Raw genomic sequence first — 16,323 nt, forward strand, 5'->3', positions numbered from 1 at the left:
TCCCATGATTCAACCCATTATGAAAGATATTTTCTTCCTGCAACAAAAGTCTGAGCCTGCGACTCAGCTAGATGTACAGGTCGGTCAGGATTTGCAGGATACTTTGTCAGCCAACGCTCACGCCTGCGTGGGCATGGCGGCCAACATGATTGGCATCAAAAAGCGGATTATCATCGTCAACATGGGTTTTACCAACCTGATCATGTACAATCCCGTCCTCATCAGCAAGGCCAAGCCCTATCAGACCGAGGAAGGCTGCCTGTCGCTGGAAGGTACCCGCCTGATGACACGCTATCAGGAGATTGAAGTGGAGTTTTTTGATGCTTCTTGGAAAAAGCAGAGCCTAAAGCTGACAGACTTCCAAGCCCAGATTGTTCAGCATGAACTGGATCATTTGGAAGGGATTATCATCTAAATCTACCGTCAGGTAGATTTTTTTATCAAAAAGTCAAAAAAGGTCAAACAAACCTATTGACTTTTACTGACCAATGATGTAGAATAAGATTCGTAAGGTAAAGGTCCTTACGAATTCTTTGATTAAAAGGTCAGTTTAGGTCAAACTAGAACGGTTTGACTTACTCTTGAACCTATTGGTCAGTAAAAGACAAACTTCTAAGGAGGTTAGGATGAAAGACAGGATTATACCCTATTAGCGTCATTTAGTTTATCTTTTATTACTGCGTTAACTCGCTTTGCCGTACTCCAGTACTGCCTTCAGCTCGTTGCCTAGTACTAAAAGCAAACTAAAAGACTAAATCAATTTTTTTAAAACAAAGGTCAGTAAAAGTCAAAAAATAGAATTTATAAATGAGGTAACTACTATGAACAACAATTTCAATAACTTTAACAATATGGACGACATTTTCAATCAACTCATGGGCAACATGGGTGGCTACAGCACAGAACGTCGCCGTTATTCTATCAATGGGCGTGAAGTGACACCAGAAGAATTTGCTATGTACCGTCAGACTGGTCGCCTGCCACAGACAGAAGAAGTGGCTCAAACACAGGCTAAAGGTCAGATAAAGTCAGACGGGATTCTTGCAAAACTTGGCCGCAATTTGACCCAAGATGCGCGTGAAGGTAAGTTGGATCCAGTCATTGGACGAAACAAGGAAATCCAAGAAACCTCTGAAATCCTAGCTCGTCGTACCAAGAACAACCCTGTTCTGGTCGGTGATGCGGGTGTCGGAAAGACAGCGGTAGTAGAAGGCTTGGCTCAAGCCATTGTCAATGGTGATGTGCCAGCAGCTATTAAGAACAAGGAAATCATCTCCATCGACATTTCAGGCTTGGAAGCTGGGACTCAGTATCGTGGAGCTTTTGAGGAAAATGTGCAAAATCTTGTGGATGAAGTCAAAAAAGCAGGAAATATCATTCTCTTCTTTGATGAAATTCATCAGATTTTGGGAGCTGGTAGCACTGGCGGAGACTCAGGTTCCAAGGGTTTAGCGGATATTCTCAAACCAGCTTTATCCCGTGGGGAATTGACGGTTATCGGTGCCACTACACAGGACGAATACCGCAATACCATTCACAAGAACGCCGCTCTGGCTCGTCGTTTCAATGAAGTCAAGGTTAATGCTCCGTCCGCAGAAGACACCTACCAGATTTTGAAAGGGATCAAGCCGCTTTATGAAGCCCACCACAATATTGAATTGCCAGATGAGGTTTTGAGAGCTGCGGTTGATTATTCCGTCCAATATATTCCACAACGTAGCTTGCCTGATAAGGCTATTGACCTGGTCGATGTGACCGCTGCACACTTGGCTGCACAACATCCTGTGACAGATATTCAGACCTTGGAAGCAGAAATGGCTGAGGCAAAACAGTTGCAGTTGGAAGCGGCTGAAAAAGAGGATTATGAAAAAGCCTTGAATGAAAAGGTCCGTATTGATAAGCTACAAAAGCAGATTGATAATCATACAGAGCAACAGAAAGTGGTGGCGACTGTTAATGATGTGGCTCAAGCAGTTGAACGCATGACAGGTATTCCTGTTTCCCAAATGGGAGCCTCAGATATCGAACGACTCAAGGAATTGAAAAATCGTCTGGCAGCTAAGGTTATCGGTCAAGACGATGCGGTGGAAGCTGTATCCCGTGCCATTCGTCGGAATCGTGCAGGTTTTGATGACGGAAACCGTCCGATTGGTTCCTTCCTCTTTGTCGGTCCGACAGGTGTAGGTAAGACCGAGTTGGCAAAACAGTTAGCGCTAGACTTGTTTGGTAACAAGGATGCCATTATTCGTTTGGATATGTCTGAATACAGCGATCGGACAGCCGTTTCCAAATTAATCGGTACCACAGCTGGTTACATTGGCTACGATGACAATTCCCATACTCTCACCGAACGTGTCCGCCGCAATCCTTACTCCATTGTCCTCTTGGATGAGATTGAAAAGGCAGATCCGCAAGTGATTACCCTTCTCTTGCAAGTGCTAGATGATGGTCATTTGACTGATGGACAGGGCAACCAAGTTAACTTTAAGAATACCATTATCATCGCTACATCTAATGCAGGTTTTGGTTATGGAATGGCAGAAGGTGAAGAAAATCAAGACATCATGGACCGCATCGCACCATTCTTCCGTCCGGAGTTTCTCAATCGTTTCAATGCAGTTATCGAATTCAAGCACTTGGATAAAGATGATCTCAAAGCCATTGTAGAATTACTCTTGGCCCAGGTCAATAATACCCTGGCGAAGAAAGGTATCCAATTAACGGTAACGGAAGCTGCCAAAGAATTCTTGATGGAAGAAGGCTATGACAAGGCCATGGGAGCTCGTCCTCTGCGCCGTGTGATTGAAAATCAGATTCGAGACAAGGTAACAGATTACTATTTGGATCATGTTGATGTCAAATATCTGGAAGCGGATGTGGTTGATGGAAGCATCCAAATAAAAGAGCAAAGCTTTGCTTAAAAATAGTGAAGAATTTGAAAAATCGGATAGAAATATCTGATTTTTCTTTTTTGTTATTCGCTAACAAATGCTATAAAATAGGCCTTCTAGAGCATATTAAAACTTTTTTTATAAAATCCTTGACAAATGCAAACGTTTGCGTTAAACTATATTCGTAACCGACAGAAAGGAAAACGTTTTTATGACAAATCGTACCAGTGGAATTTTGATGCATATTACCTCACTTCCAGGTAAGTTTGGTATTGGTACTTTTGGACAGTCTGCCTATGATTTTGTAGATTTCTTGGTGGAAACCAAGCAAACCTACTGGCAGATTTTACCACTAACAACTACAAGCTATGGAGATTCTCCTTACCAGTCTTTCTCTGCTATTGCAGGAAATACACACTTGATAGACTTTGACCTCTTGGTTGAGGATGGCTTATTGGCAACAGAAGATTTCCAAGATGTAAATTTTGGAGATAATCCTGAAAAAGTAGACTATGCTCTTATCTATCAAGTTCGTCGACCAATTTTGGAGAAGGCAGTTCAAGCATTTTTACAAGATGATAAGAAGAAAGCTGCTTTTCTAGAGTTTGAAAAGGCTAACTCATCTTGGTTGACAGATTATGCTGAGTTCATGGCTATCAAGGAATACTTTGGTAATAAAGCTCTCCAAGAATGGGAAGATAAAAAAGTTGTAGCTCGCAACGAGGAAGCTCTTGATAAGTACCGCTTAGAATTGGCAAATCAAATCGACTACTACAAAGTCACACAGTATTTCTTCTTCAGCCAATGGAAACAATTGAAAGAATATGCCAACAAACACCACATCAAAATCATCGGAGACATGCCAATCTATGTTTCTGCTGATAGCGTTGAAGTGTGGACAAAACCCCAACTATTCAAATTGGACAGTGAACGCAAGCCGCTTTATGTAGCAGGTGTACCAGCTGATAACTTCTCGGCAGATGGTCAATTATGGGGAAATCCTATTTATGATTGGCCAGAACATGAAAAAACAGGCTATAACTGGTGGATTTATCGTATCCATGAAAGTTTCAAACTTTATGATGTCCTTCGGATTGACCATTTCAAAGGTTTCTCAGACTTCTGGCAAGTTGATGGTAAGGCAGAAGTAGCTAAGGTTGGAACTTGGGAACCAGGTCCTGGCTACAATCTCTTTAAGGCTGTCAAAGAAACACTTGGAGACCTTCCAATCATTGCAGAAGACCTTGGAAACATTGACGCTAAAGCTCGCAAATTGCTTGCGGATTGTGGCTATCCAGGCATGAAAATCTTAGAATTTGGTTTCTTTGATGTAACGGGTAAGAGTATCGATGCTCCACACCGTTGCATTCCAAATTCAGTTGCCTACACTGGAACTCACGATAATGAGGTTGTCAATGGCTGGTACAACAATCTTGATCCAGAACAACAAGAATACGTGGATGCCTACAGCAACCGTAAGCCGATTGAAAAAGTTAGCCAAGCTATGCTCCGTATGCTGTTTGCAACAGTGAGTGATACAGCTATTGCAACCATGCAAGACGTCCTAGACTTGGGTGAAGAAAGTCGAATGAATATGCCGTCAACTATCGGTGGAAACTGGGAATGGCGCATGAAAGCTGAAGACTTGACCCAAGAACGCAAAGACTTCTTGACAAAAATGACATTACTATACCAACGAGGAAATGAAAACCATGACTAAATTTACAACATTTGCAGAAACAAATACTTCGAAGAAATTAGCTGATTTGACAAATGAAGAAATCTATCTTCAACTGTTGAACTACGTAAAAGAAGCTGCAGCTTCAAAACCAAAAAACACAGGAAAACGTAAAGTTTACTATATCTCAGCTGAGTTCCTTATCGGTAAACTCTTGTCAAACAACTTGATTAACTTGGGCGTGTACAAAGACATTCAAGCAGAATTGGCAGCAGCTGGTAAATCATTGGCGCAGGTTGAAGATGTTGAACCAGAACCATCACTTGGTAACGGTGGTTTGGGACGTCTAGCTTCATGTTTCGTTGATTCTATGTCAACACTTGCTATCAACGGTGAAGGTGTTGGTCTGAACTACCACTGTGGTCTTTTCCGCCAAGTATTTAAGAAAAATGAGCAAGAAGCAGAGCCAAACTTCTGGATTGAAAATGATTCTTGGTTGATTCCAACAACTATCAGCTATGATGTTCCATTCAAAAACTTCACTTTGAAATCAAAATTGGATCGTCTTGATATTCTTGGCTATAAAAAAGAGACTAAGAACTACCTCAATTTGTTTGATATTGAGTCAGTAAACTATGACTTGATTACAGACGGTATTTCATTTGACAAGACTGATATTAAAGAAAACTTGACACTCTTCTTGTACCCAGATGATTCTGATAAGAATGGTGAATTGCTCCGTATCTACCAACAATATTTCATGGTATCAAATGCAGCTCAACTTTTGATTGATGAAGCAATTGAGCGCGGTTCAAACTTGCATGACTTGGCTGACTACGCTTATGTGCAAATCAACGATACTCACCCATCAATGGTGATTCCTGAGTTGATCCGTCTTTTGACTGAAAAGCATGGTATTGAATTTGCGGAAGCAGTTGCCATCGTTAAGAATATGACTGGTTACACAAACCACACTATCTTGGCGGAAGCACTTGAAAAATGGCCACTTGAGTTCCTTGAAGAAGTGGTGCCGCACTTGGTTGATATTATCAAAGAATTGGATGCCCTTATTCGTGCAGAAATTAAAGACCCAGCAGTCCAAATCATTGATGAATCAGGTCGTGTACACATGGCTCACATGGATATCCACTTCTCTAACTCAGTGAACGGTGTAGCTGCGCTTCACACAGAAATCCTCAAAAACTCTGAATTGAAAGCTTTCTACGAGCTTTACCCAGAAAAATTCAACAATAAAACAAACGGTATCACTTTCCGCCGTTGGTTGGAATTTGCCAACCAAGACCTTGCAGACTATATCAAGGAATTGATTGGCGATGAGTACTTAACAGATGCGACTAAACTTGAGAAATTGCTGGCCTTTGCTGATGACAAAGAAGTTCATGCTAAGTTGGCGGAAATCAAACACAACAACAAATTGGCTCTCAAACGTTATTTGAAAGACAATAAGGGTATCGAGTTGGACGAAAACTCTATCATTGATACACAAATCAAACGTTTCCACGAGTACAAACGCCAACAAATGAACGCCTTGTATGTCATCCACAAGTATCTTGAAATCAAGAATGGTAATCTGCCAAAACGTAAAATCACGGTTATCTTCGGTGGTAAGGCAGCTCCAGCTTACGTGATTGCCCAAGACATTATCCACTTGATTCTCTGCTTGTCTGAGTTGATCAACAACGACCCAGAAGTCAGCAAGTACCTCAACGTTCACTTGGTAGAAAACTACAATGTGACAGTTGCTGAGAAACTCATCCCTGCAACAGATATTTCAGAACAAATCTCATTGGCTTCTAAAGAAGCGTCAGGTACTGGTAACATGAAATTCATGTTGAACGGTGCATTGACACTTGGTACCATGGACGGTGCCAACGTTGAGATTGCTGAGTTGGCTGGTATGGACAACATCTATACATTTGGTAAAGATTCAGATACCATCATCGACTTGTACGATAAGGCTGGTTACGTATCTGCGGACTACTACAATGGCGATGCCAATATCAAGCGTGCAGTTGATTTTATCGTCAGCGATGAGGTAAAAGCACTTGGTAACGAAGAACGTCTTGGTCGTCTGCACCATGAATTGATTTCGAAAGACTGGTTCATGACCTTGATTGACTTGGCTGAATACATTGAAGTCAAGGAGCAAGTCTTTGCAGACTACGAAGATCAAGATTCATGGAACAAGAAAGTTGTTCACAACATCGCCAAAGCTGGATTCTTCTCATCTGACCGTACAATCGAGCAGTACAACGAAGACATCTGGCACAGTAAATAATCCAAAACAAAAGAATGTTTCCGAGTGGGAACATTCTTTTTTGGTATATTTAGTTTTTACCGTTTGGCCATAGATACAAAGGTCACCTTGTCTGGTCGATAGGTGATGGTTCCGTACTGAAAAGGACGGCCGTCTGCTAAATAGGTGGTACTGGTAACGGAGACCACCATGTCGTAGCCTGCCAGGTCCAGCAGGCTTTTTTCTTCCTCCGTAGCAAAGCGGAAGGAAATTTCTCGGCGGGAATGGGAAATTTCTAAGCCAAGGTCGTTTTCCAAATACTGATAAATCGATTTTTCAGCGATTTCCTTACTGAGATAGGGGACAATTCTGCGATCAAAGTAGGAAATCTCATACTCTAATCGTTCTCCATCAATAGTCCGAACGCGGCTGACACGGTAGAGATCCGTTTTTTTATCCACTTCCAATTCTTTCATGACCTCTGGCTGACCTTGGACAATATAGAGGTTGGTCAATTCGGTCTGGACTTGATGGTGGGCAGAGCGGTTGAGTTCGCTGACGGTTTTCAATTCGGATACAAATGGTTTTCTGACCAGGTTATGGTCCAAAATAATTGAGTTTCGTCCCTGACGTTTTTGGATATAGCCATCCATCTCCAACAGCGATAGGGCCTTGCGGATGGTGTCCTTGGAATAGGAGTAAATCTCCATCAGTTCATTTTCTGTAGGCATCTCTTGATTGGCCTGCCAGATATTTTGTTCAATTTTTTCCTTGATGTCAGCGTAGACTTTCTTGTATTTACTCATTGGGGGTAACTTCCTAGCTTGCTATTTACCGCTAGTATATCATAAAAAATGCCAAAGGTCAGTATTCTAAGTCTAGACAAACTTTTACGTAAAACCAATAAAATTATTCCGTAAAACTATTGACACTTGAAAACGTTTACGTTATAATAAGGCTACAAGTTGAAAAGGTTTTACTAAGTAAATAGAAAGGAGAGATATGAAATTACTAACAGTCAATGTTCATGCTTGGCTAGAAGAGGACCAGCATGAGAAATTGGATATTTTAGCTCAGACCATTGCCCAAAAGCAATACGATGTGATTGCTCTTCAGGAAGTCAACCAGTTGATGACAAGTCCTCTGGTGACCAAGGACTTACGGCAAGACAATTATGGTCTGGTCCTGCTTGAGAAACTAAGAGAGCTTGGAGTGACAGACTATTCCTATTTCTGGTCCAATTCCCATATTGGTTACGATAGGTACGATGAAGGGATTGCCTTCTTGACCAAACTACCTGTCTACGAAGTGGATGCCTTCTATTGTAGTCAGAACCAAGACCTGACATCAATCTTATCTAGAAAAATCATCGGTTTGACGGTCTTGTATGAGAAGGAATTGATCGACCTGTATTCTTGTCATATCAACCTTCCTGACAGTAAAGAAGAAAATCAGCTAGATAATATCCGCTCGATTGTGGAACGGACAAGTTCGGGGCACTTGAAAATTCTAATGGGAGATTTCAATACGGATGCCCTGTCGGATCCACAAGCCTATCAAGCTATCAAGAATCTAGGTCTTTATGATAGTTATGATTTGGCAGAGGAAAAGGATGCAGGTATCACCGTTGAAAAAGCCATAGATGGATGGGCAGGTCATAGTCAGGAAAAACGTCTGGACTATGTGTTTTTAAACCAAGAAAGACAGGTTCAATCCAGTCGTGTGATTTTCAATGGAGATAATCTTCCCATTATTTCAGACCACTTTGGTGTGGAAGTTAACATTAGTATTTAAAGGTCAACTGACCAAGAAAAAATTTAGGAGAAACACATGAAAAAATTTCTTAGTTTTGAATTTTGGCAAAAATTCGGTAAATGTTTGATGGTCGTGATTGCCGTTATGCCGGCGGCAGGTCTCATGGTTTCTATCGGAAACTCGATTCCACTAATTAGTCCTGAATCAGAATTGCTCATTCGTATTGGGAATATCATTGCCCAAATCGGTTGGGGGATTATCGGAAACCTCCACTTGCTCTTTGCCTTGGCAATCGGTGGTAGCTGGGCTAAGGAGAAGGCTGGCGGTGCTTTCTCAGCAGGTCTTGCCTTCATCTTGATTAATTTGATAACAGGTCACTTCTTTGGTGTGACGACTGACATGCTTGCAGATGCAGCAGCAACCGTAACCACTGTTTTTGGAACAGAGATTCCAGTTTCAGGCTACTTCGTCAACATCTTGGGTCAACCTGCTTTGAACATGGGTGTCTTTGTAGGGATTATTGCTGGTTTTGTTGGGGCGACTGCATACAACAAATACTACAACTATCGCAAGTTGCCAGATGTATTGACCTTCTTTAACGGCAAACGCTTTGTGCCGTTTGTTGTCATCTATCGTTCTGTCCTTGTAGCGCTAGGATTAGCTATCTTTTGGCCAGTTGTTCAAACAGGAATCAATAGCTTTGGTAAATGGATTGCAAGCTCACAGGATACAGCACCAATTCTTGCACCTTTTGTTTATGGTACATTGGAACGTTTGCTTCTTCCATTTGGTTTGCACCACATGTTGACCATTCCAATGAACTACACATCGCTTGGTGGTACCTATGACATCTTGACAGGTGCTCAAGCAGGTACACAAGTATTTGGTCAAGATCCGCTCTGGTTGGCTTGGATTACAGACTTGATCAACCTCAAAGACGCTGGTGATATGGCTCAGTACAATGATCTTCTTGCAAACATTACTCCAGCCCGTTTCAAAGTTGGTCAAATGATTGGTTCATCAGGGATTTTGATGGGATTGACTTACGCTATGTACCGCAATGTTGACCCGGATAAGAAGAAAAAATACCGTGGTATGTTCCTTTCATCTGCTGCAGCTGTCTTTTTGACAGGTGTAACAGAACCAATTGAGTTTATGTTCATGTTTGCAGCAATGCCGCTCTATGTCGTTTATGCTTTTGTACAAGGTGCTGCTTTTGCTATGGCGGATATTGTCAATTTGCGTATGCACTCATTTGGTAATATCGAATTCCTTACACGTACACCGATGGCGATTAAAGCTGGTATCGGTATGGATGCTTTCAACTTTATCTGGGTAACAGCCCTCTTTGCAGTTGCAATGTACTTCATTGCCAACTTTATGATTAAGAAATTCAACCTAGCAACAGCTGGACGCAATGGTAACTATGATACAGAAACAACAGATGTGGTTTCAAATTCAAACGTAGATACTGCGGATGCTAATTCACAAGTGGTACAAATCATCAACTTGCTTGGTGGTCGTGATAATATCGCAGATGTGGATGCTTGTATGACTCGTCTTCGCGTAAGTGTCAAAGATGTGGCACAGGTTGGAGATGAAAATGCTTGGAAACAGGCTGGTGCTATGGGCTTGATTATCAAAGACTCAGGTGTTCAAGCAGTCTATGGACCAAAAGCAGATGTTCTCAAATCAGACATTCAAGACTTACTAGAATCTGGCGTAGCCATCCCTCGTACGGAAATTGTTGCGACTGAAACAGTAGTTGAGGAAGCACAATTCAAGGGTGTGGCCGAGGCAGTTTATGCTGTTGCTGAAGGGCAAGCCATTGCCATCACAGAAGTAAAAGATCCGGTCTTTTCACAAAAAATGATGGGCGACGGTTATGCAGTTGAGCCTAGCTCCGGCAATGTTTACGCACCAGTTTCAGGTATCGTAACCAGTGTCTTCCCAACCAAACACGCTGTCGGTATTTTGTCTGACAAGGGTGTAGAAGTTTTAGTTCACGTTGGTTTAGACACAGTTGCACTAAACGGTGCTCCATTCTCAACTAAGGTAACAGATGGTCAACGTGTTGAAGCAGGGGATTTGCTCCTTGTCGCAGATTTGGAAGCCATTCGCTCAGCAGGACGTGAAACAACCATCGTCGTTGCCTTCACAAACACAGCAGAAATCAAATCTGTCAGCCTTGAAAATCTTGGACAGGTCAGTCAAGATAGCCAAGTTGCGACAGTTGAGTTGTAAGATAAAAAGACAAGTTCATGCGAGCTTGTCTTTTGCTTTTAAAAATCTTCTCAATCCTTGCCATTTATGGTATAATAAAGCGATTTTATAAAATGTAGGAGGTGCCCCATGGGACGTAAATGGGCCAATATTGTAGCCAAGAAAACCGCAAAAGACGGTGCTAACTCAAAAGTTTACGCCAAATTTGGTGTTGAAATCTATGTAGCAGCGAAAAAGGGTGACCCAGATCCAGAAACAAACTCAGCGCTGAAATTTGTTATCGACCGTGCTAAGCAAGCGCAGGTTCCAAAACACATCATTGACAAGGCCATTGACAAGGCAAAAGGAAACACAGACGAAACCTTCGTGGAAGGTCGTTACGAAGGCTTTGGACCAAATGGTTCTATGATTATCGTTGATACCTTGACATCAAACGTAAACCGTACGGCAGCTAACGTGCGCTCTGCTTTTGGTAAAAACGGCGGTAACATGGGTGCATCTGGTTCTGTATCATTCATGTTTGATAAAAAAGGTGTGGTTGTCTTTGCTGGTGATGATGCAGATGCCATCTTCGAATTGCTCCTTGAAGCAGATGTCGAAGTGGATGACGTAGAAGCAGAAGACGGCACAATCACTGTTTATACAGCACCAACTGATTTGCACAAGGCCATCGTGGCACTTAAAGAATCAGGAATCCAAGAGTTCAACGTCACTGAACTTGAAATGATCCCACAATCAGAAGTATCACTTGAAGGCGATGACCTCGCAACATTTGAAAAACTCTACGACGCCCTCGAAGACGACGAAGACGTCCAAAAAATCTACACAAATGTAGATGGCTTTTAATAAAAATGACTGTCCGGGGGACAGTCATTTTTATTAAAAGGCTGGAAATTGAAATCGTCGGCAGACGATTCTCATTGTACGTGGGACGTCCTAGAAGGTTGGAAATGAGAACCAGCGGAAGCTGGTTTTCTTTATATTCAAAAGTCCGGGGGACAGTCATTTTTATTAGAAGGCTGGAAATTGGAACTACGCTAGGCGGTTTTCTTTGTATAAATATCAAAGTTCGAAGTCTGGATTGGAAATTAGAACGGACGTTGGGAAATTTTTTAGTGCCAGATTGCCAATTAATAACCAACTGTTAAATGTTCAGATTGAAGATGTAAATAAGTTGTTCTAAAAAAATTAGCTATAAGGCGAAACTATAGCATTGTTTAGGAAAAAGCTATTTGAAAGCTTCTATCTTTTCTGATATGATAGAGTGGTATTATTTTTAGGAGGAGCTATGTCAAATAATTTACTTGTTTTACAATCAGATTTTGGTTTAGTTGATGGTGCAGTTTCAGCGATGATTGGTGTTGCTCTTCAGGAGTCGCGTGACCTAGTTGTTCACAACCTCACCCACGATATTACACCCTACAATATTTTTGAGGGTTCTTATCGCCTTTTTCAGACAGTCGAATACTGGCCGGAGGGGACAACTTTTGTTTCGGTTGTTGATCCGGGAGTTGGTTCAAAACGTAAGAGTGTAGTAGCTTTGACCGAACAAAATCACTACATTGTAACGCCAGATAATGGGACGCTATCCTTCATCAAAAAATATGTGGGGATAAAGGCGGTTCGAGAAATTTCAGAGGTGGCCAATCGCCGTGCCAATACAGAACATTCGTACACCTTCCATGGTCGAGATGTTTATGCCTGATATGTAAAGCCCTTTGTCAAGTAAAAACAATCGAACTGATTAAAAAATGAAAAGTATCTAGAAAGAGCCTAGTTCTTAGCTTCGGGCATTGGCCACTCTGATATTCGTGGATTGGTTACCTACAGGTCAATGGTTCTGCCGCGAGTCCTACTCTCTATAAGCGTGGATCACAATTGTGCCACTTAGTCATTTCGTAGATGACTCAAACCTTGAAGTCCTAAACTCCTTCAAGATACTTTCCATTCAAACATGATTTCAATCCTTATTTCTGTCCAAATTCACCCAGTGATTTTGGATAGAAATAGGGATTCCTCATCGCTCTGCGATGATAAAACTTAATGGTCAAAAGTGTACATGAAAACAAGCGCTAACTTCAAGCTATTCTTCCTGTCATCATCCCCCAAATAAAACCAGACAATTCTCGTGCAATAGCTGTTTTAGCAACATTTTGTTTCTTATTTTTTCCTAGAACAAGTGTGCGATAACGTCTTCTTAAGCGTTCATTAGCCTTATCCGCATAAGCAATCACCTCCACTCGGTTTCCACTTTGTCTCCGTTTCAATTCTTTGGATTTATACCCAATCGTCCCCTTAGCCAATGATTGTGCAGCTTCTATCAGAAGTCGTCTCACATGGCTATTCCCAGCTTTGGTGATAGCACCTCTTCTCTCCTTGTCACCGCTAGAATTTTCGTTAGGAGTTAGCCCAAGATAGGAAGCAAAATGTTGAGCTGTCGCAAAGCGGTTAAAATCACCGATTTCCGTCACAATGGAAAGTGCGGTTAGTGTTTTAATGCCAATAAAGCAAGAGAGCCATGAGACCTTCTCTTGATAACTGTCGCTTTGACCCAGTTGCTCAATTCGCGCATCATACCGTTCTATTTGATCTACTAATTTCTCATAGGTCAATAGGTATTCTGTCAAAATCTCTGCGTAAAGTCCATCAGGATTTAGGGAATGGAGCCAGCGGACATGTTTCTGTGTCCAATTACTGCTTCCCTCGGTATAGCGAAAATCATGTCGGAGACAGAAGGCAAGAATTTGTTGTTTGATTTTCTTCAGAGCCACTTTGTGGTCTGTTCTCATGCGGATATATTCTTTGACTTGTTCATCCTCAACAGTAGGAATATGAACAGGCCGATAGCTACGAAAGGCCAGAGCTTTTGCGAGCTGAGCTGCATCTTTTTTATCAGTCTTAACACGCTTAGATCCTTCCTTCATCACCGTTGTAGGCGCCATCACGATACAGGGAATCCCGTGAGCTTGTAGCTGGTGATATAGGGTAAATCCAAGACATCCGGCTTCGTAGCCACATAACACTTCTGCATCTTGACCATATAAACGACGAAGCTCATTCACATAGTTCACAATATAGCTAACATTTGGACCAACTTTAGTGCTATGTTTGAATTGATTCGCCATCATATCATAATAGCAGAGTGAAAAACTTTCTTTGTGAACATCCATTCCGATGAAAAGTGTGGTAAAATGAAACATATAAGACCTCCAATTGAGTGTGGTAATTCCTGTTAGAAGTTGATTGTTTTTTTTATTCTAGTGTACAGGTAAATCCACGAATTCTCAACTGGGGGTCTTTACATATTGTCTATACGGGAGCTAATACTATTCAAAAAACAAAAACTAACCTATAATAGATTTATGAAACTTACTATCGAACAAACGAAAGAATTAAAAACTTATTTGAAAGATAAAACCTATTCTCCATTTCATAGACGACTTCAAGTTATCTTGTTCAGAGCAGAAGGTCTTAGCTATAAGGAAATCACTAACCTCATCGGCTATTCAAAGTATACAATCTGGTCCTTACAGCGCAAGTACGAACTTGAGGGGATTTCAGCTCTAGTAAGAGAAACGCGAGGTGGACGGAACCGTCAATATTTAACCCTTCAAGAAGAGGAAGCGTTTCTAAAAGAACAGTTAACAGCCTCACTAAATGGCGAATTTGTGACGATAAACTCTCTCTATGAAGCTTATCAGAAACGGGTTGGACACCCTACGACCAAGGAAGGATTCTATGCCATTCTTAAACGCCATGGTTGGCGCAAAGTGACGCCAAGACCAGAACACCCTAAAAAAGCAGACGCCGAAACGATTCTAGCGTCTAAAAATAAAATCTTCATTCACGAAAACAGGAAAGCGCTTCAAGAATAGTCGTCGCTATCATAAAGTCAGGCTAATGTATCAAGATGAGGCGGGTTTCGGTCGGATCAGTAAAATTGGGAAGGCCTGGGCACCAAAAGGGGTGAGACCGCATGTACATAGTCACTATATTCGTGAGTATCGCTATTGCTATGGTGCTGTTGATGCCCATACAGGAGAGTCCTTCTTCATTATCGCTGGGGGCTGTAATACAGATTGGATGAATGTTTTTCTCAAACAACTATCTGAAGCTTATCCTGACGATTATATTTTATTAGTGATGGACAATGCCGTTTGGCATAAATCAAGTACCTTAGAGAAACCACATAATATTGGTTTTGAGTTTATTCCTCCCTATACTCCTGAAATGAATCCAATTGAACAAGTTTGGGCTGAGATTCGAAAGAGAGGGTTTAAGAATAAAGCTTTTAAAACACTAGACGATGTGATAAACAAGCTTCAAGAAGTAATACGAGAGTTAGATTGGTCTATTTTAAAACCAATTGTTAGTAGACAATGGTTTAAAAACACTTGACTGGTTTGCTTTTGATTTTTGTTGAGTATAAATTGGCTTCTGGACACATTAGCTTTGAAGAAGTTGGTCCAGAATTAAGCGTGGATGAGATTGTGGAAATTCCAACAGTCCCAACGGAAGTTGGTTCGGACTATGTAAAAGGTGCAATTGATATTCTAGATGTTCGATTCGGCTCGCTTTGGACCTCGATTACGAGGGAAGAATTTTACACCTTGCAACCGCAGTTTAAAGATCGCTTTGAAGTGACCATATACAATAATGACATGCTTGTGTATCAAAACCAAGTAACCTATGGCAAGTCCTTTGCGGATGTACGTATCGGACACCCATTGATTTATATCAATTCCCTCTATCGTGTAGGTGTTGCGATTAATCAGGGCTCATTTGCCAAGGCTTATAATGTCGGTGTAGGTCAAAACTGGCATATTGAAATCAAACGTATTAGTAATTAAAGAAATTTTAGGAGATAGTTATGAAAAATAATTCAATCAAAACAGTCGTTGCTACTGGTATCGGCGCAGCACTCTTTGTTGTTATTGGTTTGCTGATTAGTATTCCAACCTTTGTACCAAATACCTACATTCAATTGCAGTATGCAGTTCAGTCGCTCTTGTCAATTGTTTTTGGACCAATTGTTGGTTTCTTTGTAGGGCTTATTGGTCATGCCTTTATAGACGCACTGCGAGGTGGGTCGCCTTGGTGGTCATGGGTTCTAGCCTCAGCAGTTTTCGGCTTGGTGTTAGGTTTTGCTAGAAATCGTCTGCGTATTCAAGAAGGAATTTTTGACGGAAAAGATATTTTTGCTTTCAATATTTTTCAAGCAGTAGCTAACCTCATTGCTTGGGGAGTCATTGCCCCAGTTTTAGATATTCTTATCTATAGTGAGGCGGCGAATAAGGTCTTTGCACAGGGACTTGTGGCAGGTATTGCAAACAGTATTACAGTTGCTATTGCAGGGACACTCCTTTTGGCTGTTTATGCAAAATCTCAAACGAAGACAGGTAGTTTGTCTAAAGATTAAGTTTTTATTTTCCCTAGAAAAAATTCTAGGGTTTTTTCAATACCAAAAAATACAAATATGATATAATAATATAAAACAAACAAATACATGTGTTCAAGGG

11 protein-coding genes and 2 pseudogenes are annotated in these 16,323 nt (G+C 41.3%); 11 read left to right on the top strand and 2 right to left on the bottom strand.

Annotated features, from left to right (window positions below; translation table 11 throughout):
* Nucleotides 1-4: 4 nt before the first annotated feature.
* The 4 genes from CWM22_02320 to CWM22_02335 all read left to right on the top strand — a co-directional run bounded on the left by CWM22_02320 (nt 5) and on the right by CWM22_02335 (nt 6,868).
* A complete protein-coding gene (locus CWM22_02320; GenBank protein AUC90833.1) occupies nt 5-415 on the top strand; it encodes a peptide deformylase in 411 nt (136 codons plus the stop codon).
* Nucleotides 416-821: 406 nt separating this feature from the next.
* Nucleotides 822-2,921 carry an ATP-dependent Clp protease ATP-binding subunit gene (locus CWM22_02325; protein AUC90834.1) on the top strand — a complete coding sequence of 700 codons (2,100 nt, stop codon included), beginning with the start codon at nt 822-824 and terminating at the stop codon, nt 2,919-2,921.
* 181 nt (nt 2,922-3,102) lie between these two features.
* Nucleotides 3,103-4,611, top strand: a complete 1,509-nt coding sequence (gene malQ, locus CWM22_02330; GenBank protein ID AUC90835.1) for a 4-alpha-glucanotransferase — start codon at nt 3,103-3,105, stop codon at nt 4,609-4,611.
* Nucleotides 4,604-6,868, top strand: coding sequence for a glycogen/starch/alpha-glucan family phosphorylase (locus CWM22_02335; protein ID AUC90836.1), 2,265 nt, complete (start codon nt 4,604-4,606; stop codon nt 6,866-6,868). The genes malQ and CWM22_02335 overlap by 8 nt, the downstream gene beginning before the upstream one ends.
* A 56-nt stretch (nt 6,869-6,924) precedes the next feature.
* Here the strand turns inward: CWM22_02335 and CWM22_02340 are convergent, their stop codons facing one another.
* Nucleotides 6,925-7,632 carry a GntR family transcriptional regulator gene (locus CWM22_02340; GenBank protein AUC90837.1) on the bottom strand — a complete coding sequence of 236 codons (708 nt, stop codon included), beginning with the start codon at nt 7,630-7,632 and terminating at the stop codon, nt 6,925-6,927.
* 196 nt (nt 7,633-7,828) lie between these two features.
* On the opposite strand from CWM22_02340, the gene CWM22_02345 reads away from it, so the two are divergent.
* From CWM22_02345 to CWM22_02360, 4 genes and pseudogenes are all read left to right on the top strand, one after another.
* On the top strand, nt 7,829-8,620 hold the full coding sequence (locus CWM22_02345; protein ID AUC90838.1) for an endonuclease: 792 nt from the start codon (nt 7,829-7,831) through the stop codon (nt 8,618-8,620).
* 36 nt (nt 8,621-8,656) lie between these two features.
* Nucleotides 8,657-10,825, top strand: a complete 2,169-nt coding sequence (locus CWM22_02350; GenBank protein AUC90839.1) for a PTS glucose/maltose transporter subunit IIBCA — start codon at nt 8,657-8,659, stop codon at nt 10,823-10,825.
* Between the two features lie 108 nt (nt 10,826-10,933).
* Nucleotides 10,934-11,650: a YebC/PmpR family DNA-binding transcriptional regulator gene (locus CWM22_02355; GenBank protein ID AUC90840.1), complete on the top strand. Its 717-nt coding sequence runs from the start codon at nt 10,934-10,936 to the stop codon at nt 11,648-11,650.
* A 442-nt stretch (nt 11,651-12,092) separates the two neighbouring features.
* Nucleotides 12,093-12,506: pseudogene (locus CWM22_02360) on the top strand (DNA-directed RNA polymerase subunit delta).
* A gap of 376 nt (nt 12,507-12,882) precedes the next feature.
* Here CWM22_02360 and CWM22_02365 read toward each other — a convergent pair.
* The gene (locus CWM22_02365) at nt 12,883-14,004 is read right to left on the bottom strand and encodes an IS110 family transposase (protein AUC90841.1); all 1,122 of its coding nucleotides are present in this window, start codon (nt 14,002-14,004) and stop codon (nt 12,883-12,885) included.
* 162 nt (nt 14,005-14,166) lie between these two features.
* On the opposite strand from CWM22_02365, the gene CWM22_02370 reads away from it, so the two are divergent.
* The 3 genes and pseudogenes from CWM22_02370 (at nt 14,167) to CWM22_02380 (ending at nt 16,223) form a co-directional block, all read left to right on the top strand.
* Nucleotides 14,167-15,202, top strand: a protein-coding gene (locus tag CWM22_02370) for an IS630 family transposase (GenBank protein ID AUC90842.1) whose coding sequence is annotated in 2 segments (ribosomal slippage) — nt 14,167-14,663 and nt 14,662-15,202 — 1,038 coding nt in all. Because the reading frame shifts where the segments join, the coding sequence is not laid out codon by codon here.
* Nucleotides 15,203-15,231: 29 nt separating this feature from the next.
* A pseudogene (locus CWM22_02375) lies at nt 15,232-15,654 on the top strand (DNA-directed RNA polymerase subunit delta).
* A gap of 20 nt (nt 15,655-15,674) precedes the next feature.
* The gene (locus tag CWM22_02380; GenBank protein ID AUC90843.1) at nt 15,675-16,223 is read left to right on the top strand and encodes a DUF3816 family protein; all 549 of its coding nucleotides are present in this window, start codon (nt 15,675-15,677) and stop codon (nt 16,221-16,223) included.
* Nucleotides 16,224-16,323: the final 100 nt, after the last annotated feature.

Origin of the sequence: Streptococcus suis (assembly GCA_002831545.1) — a bacterium.
Taxonomy (GTDB): Bacteria; Bacillota; Bacilli; order Lactobacillales; family Streptococcaceae; genus Streptococcus; species Streptococcus suis_P.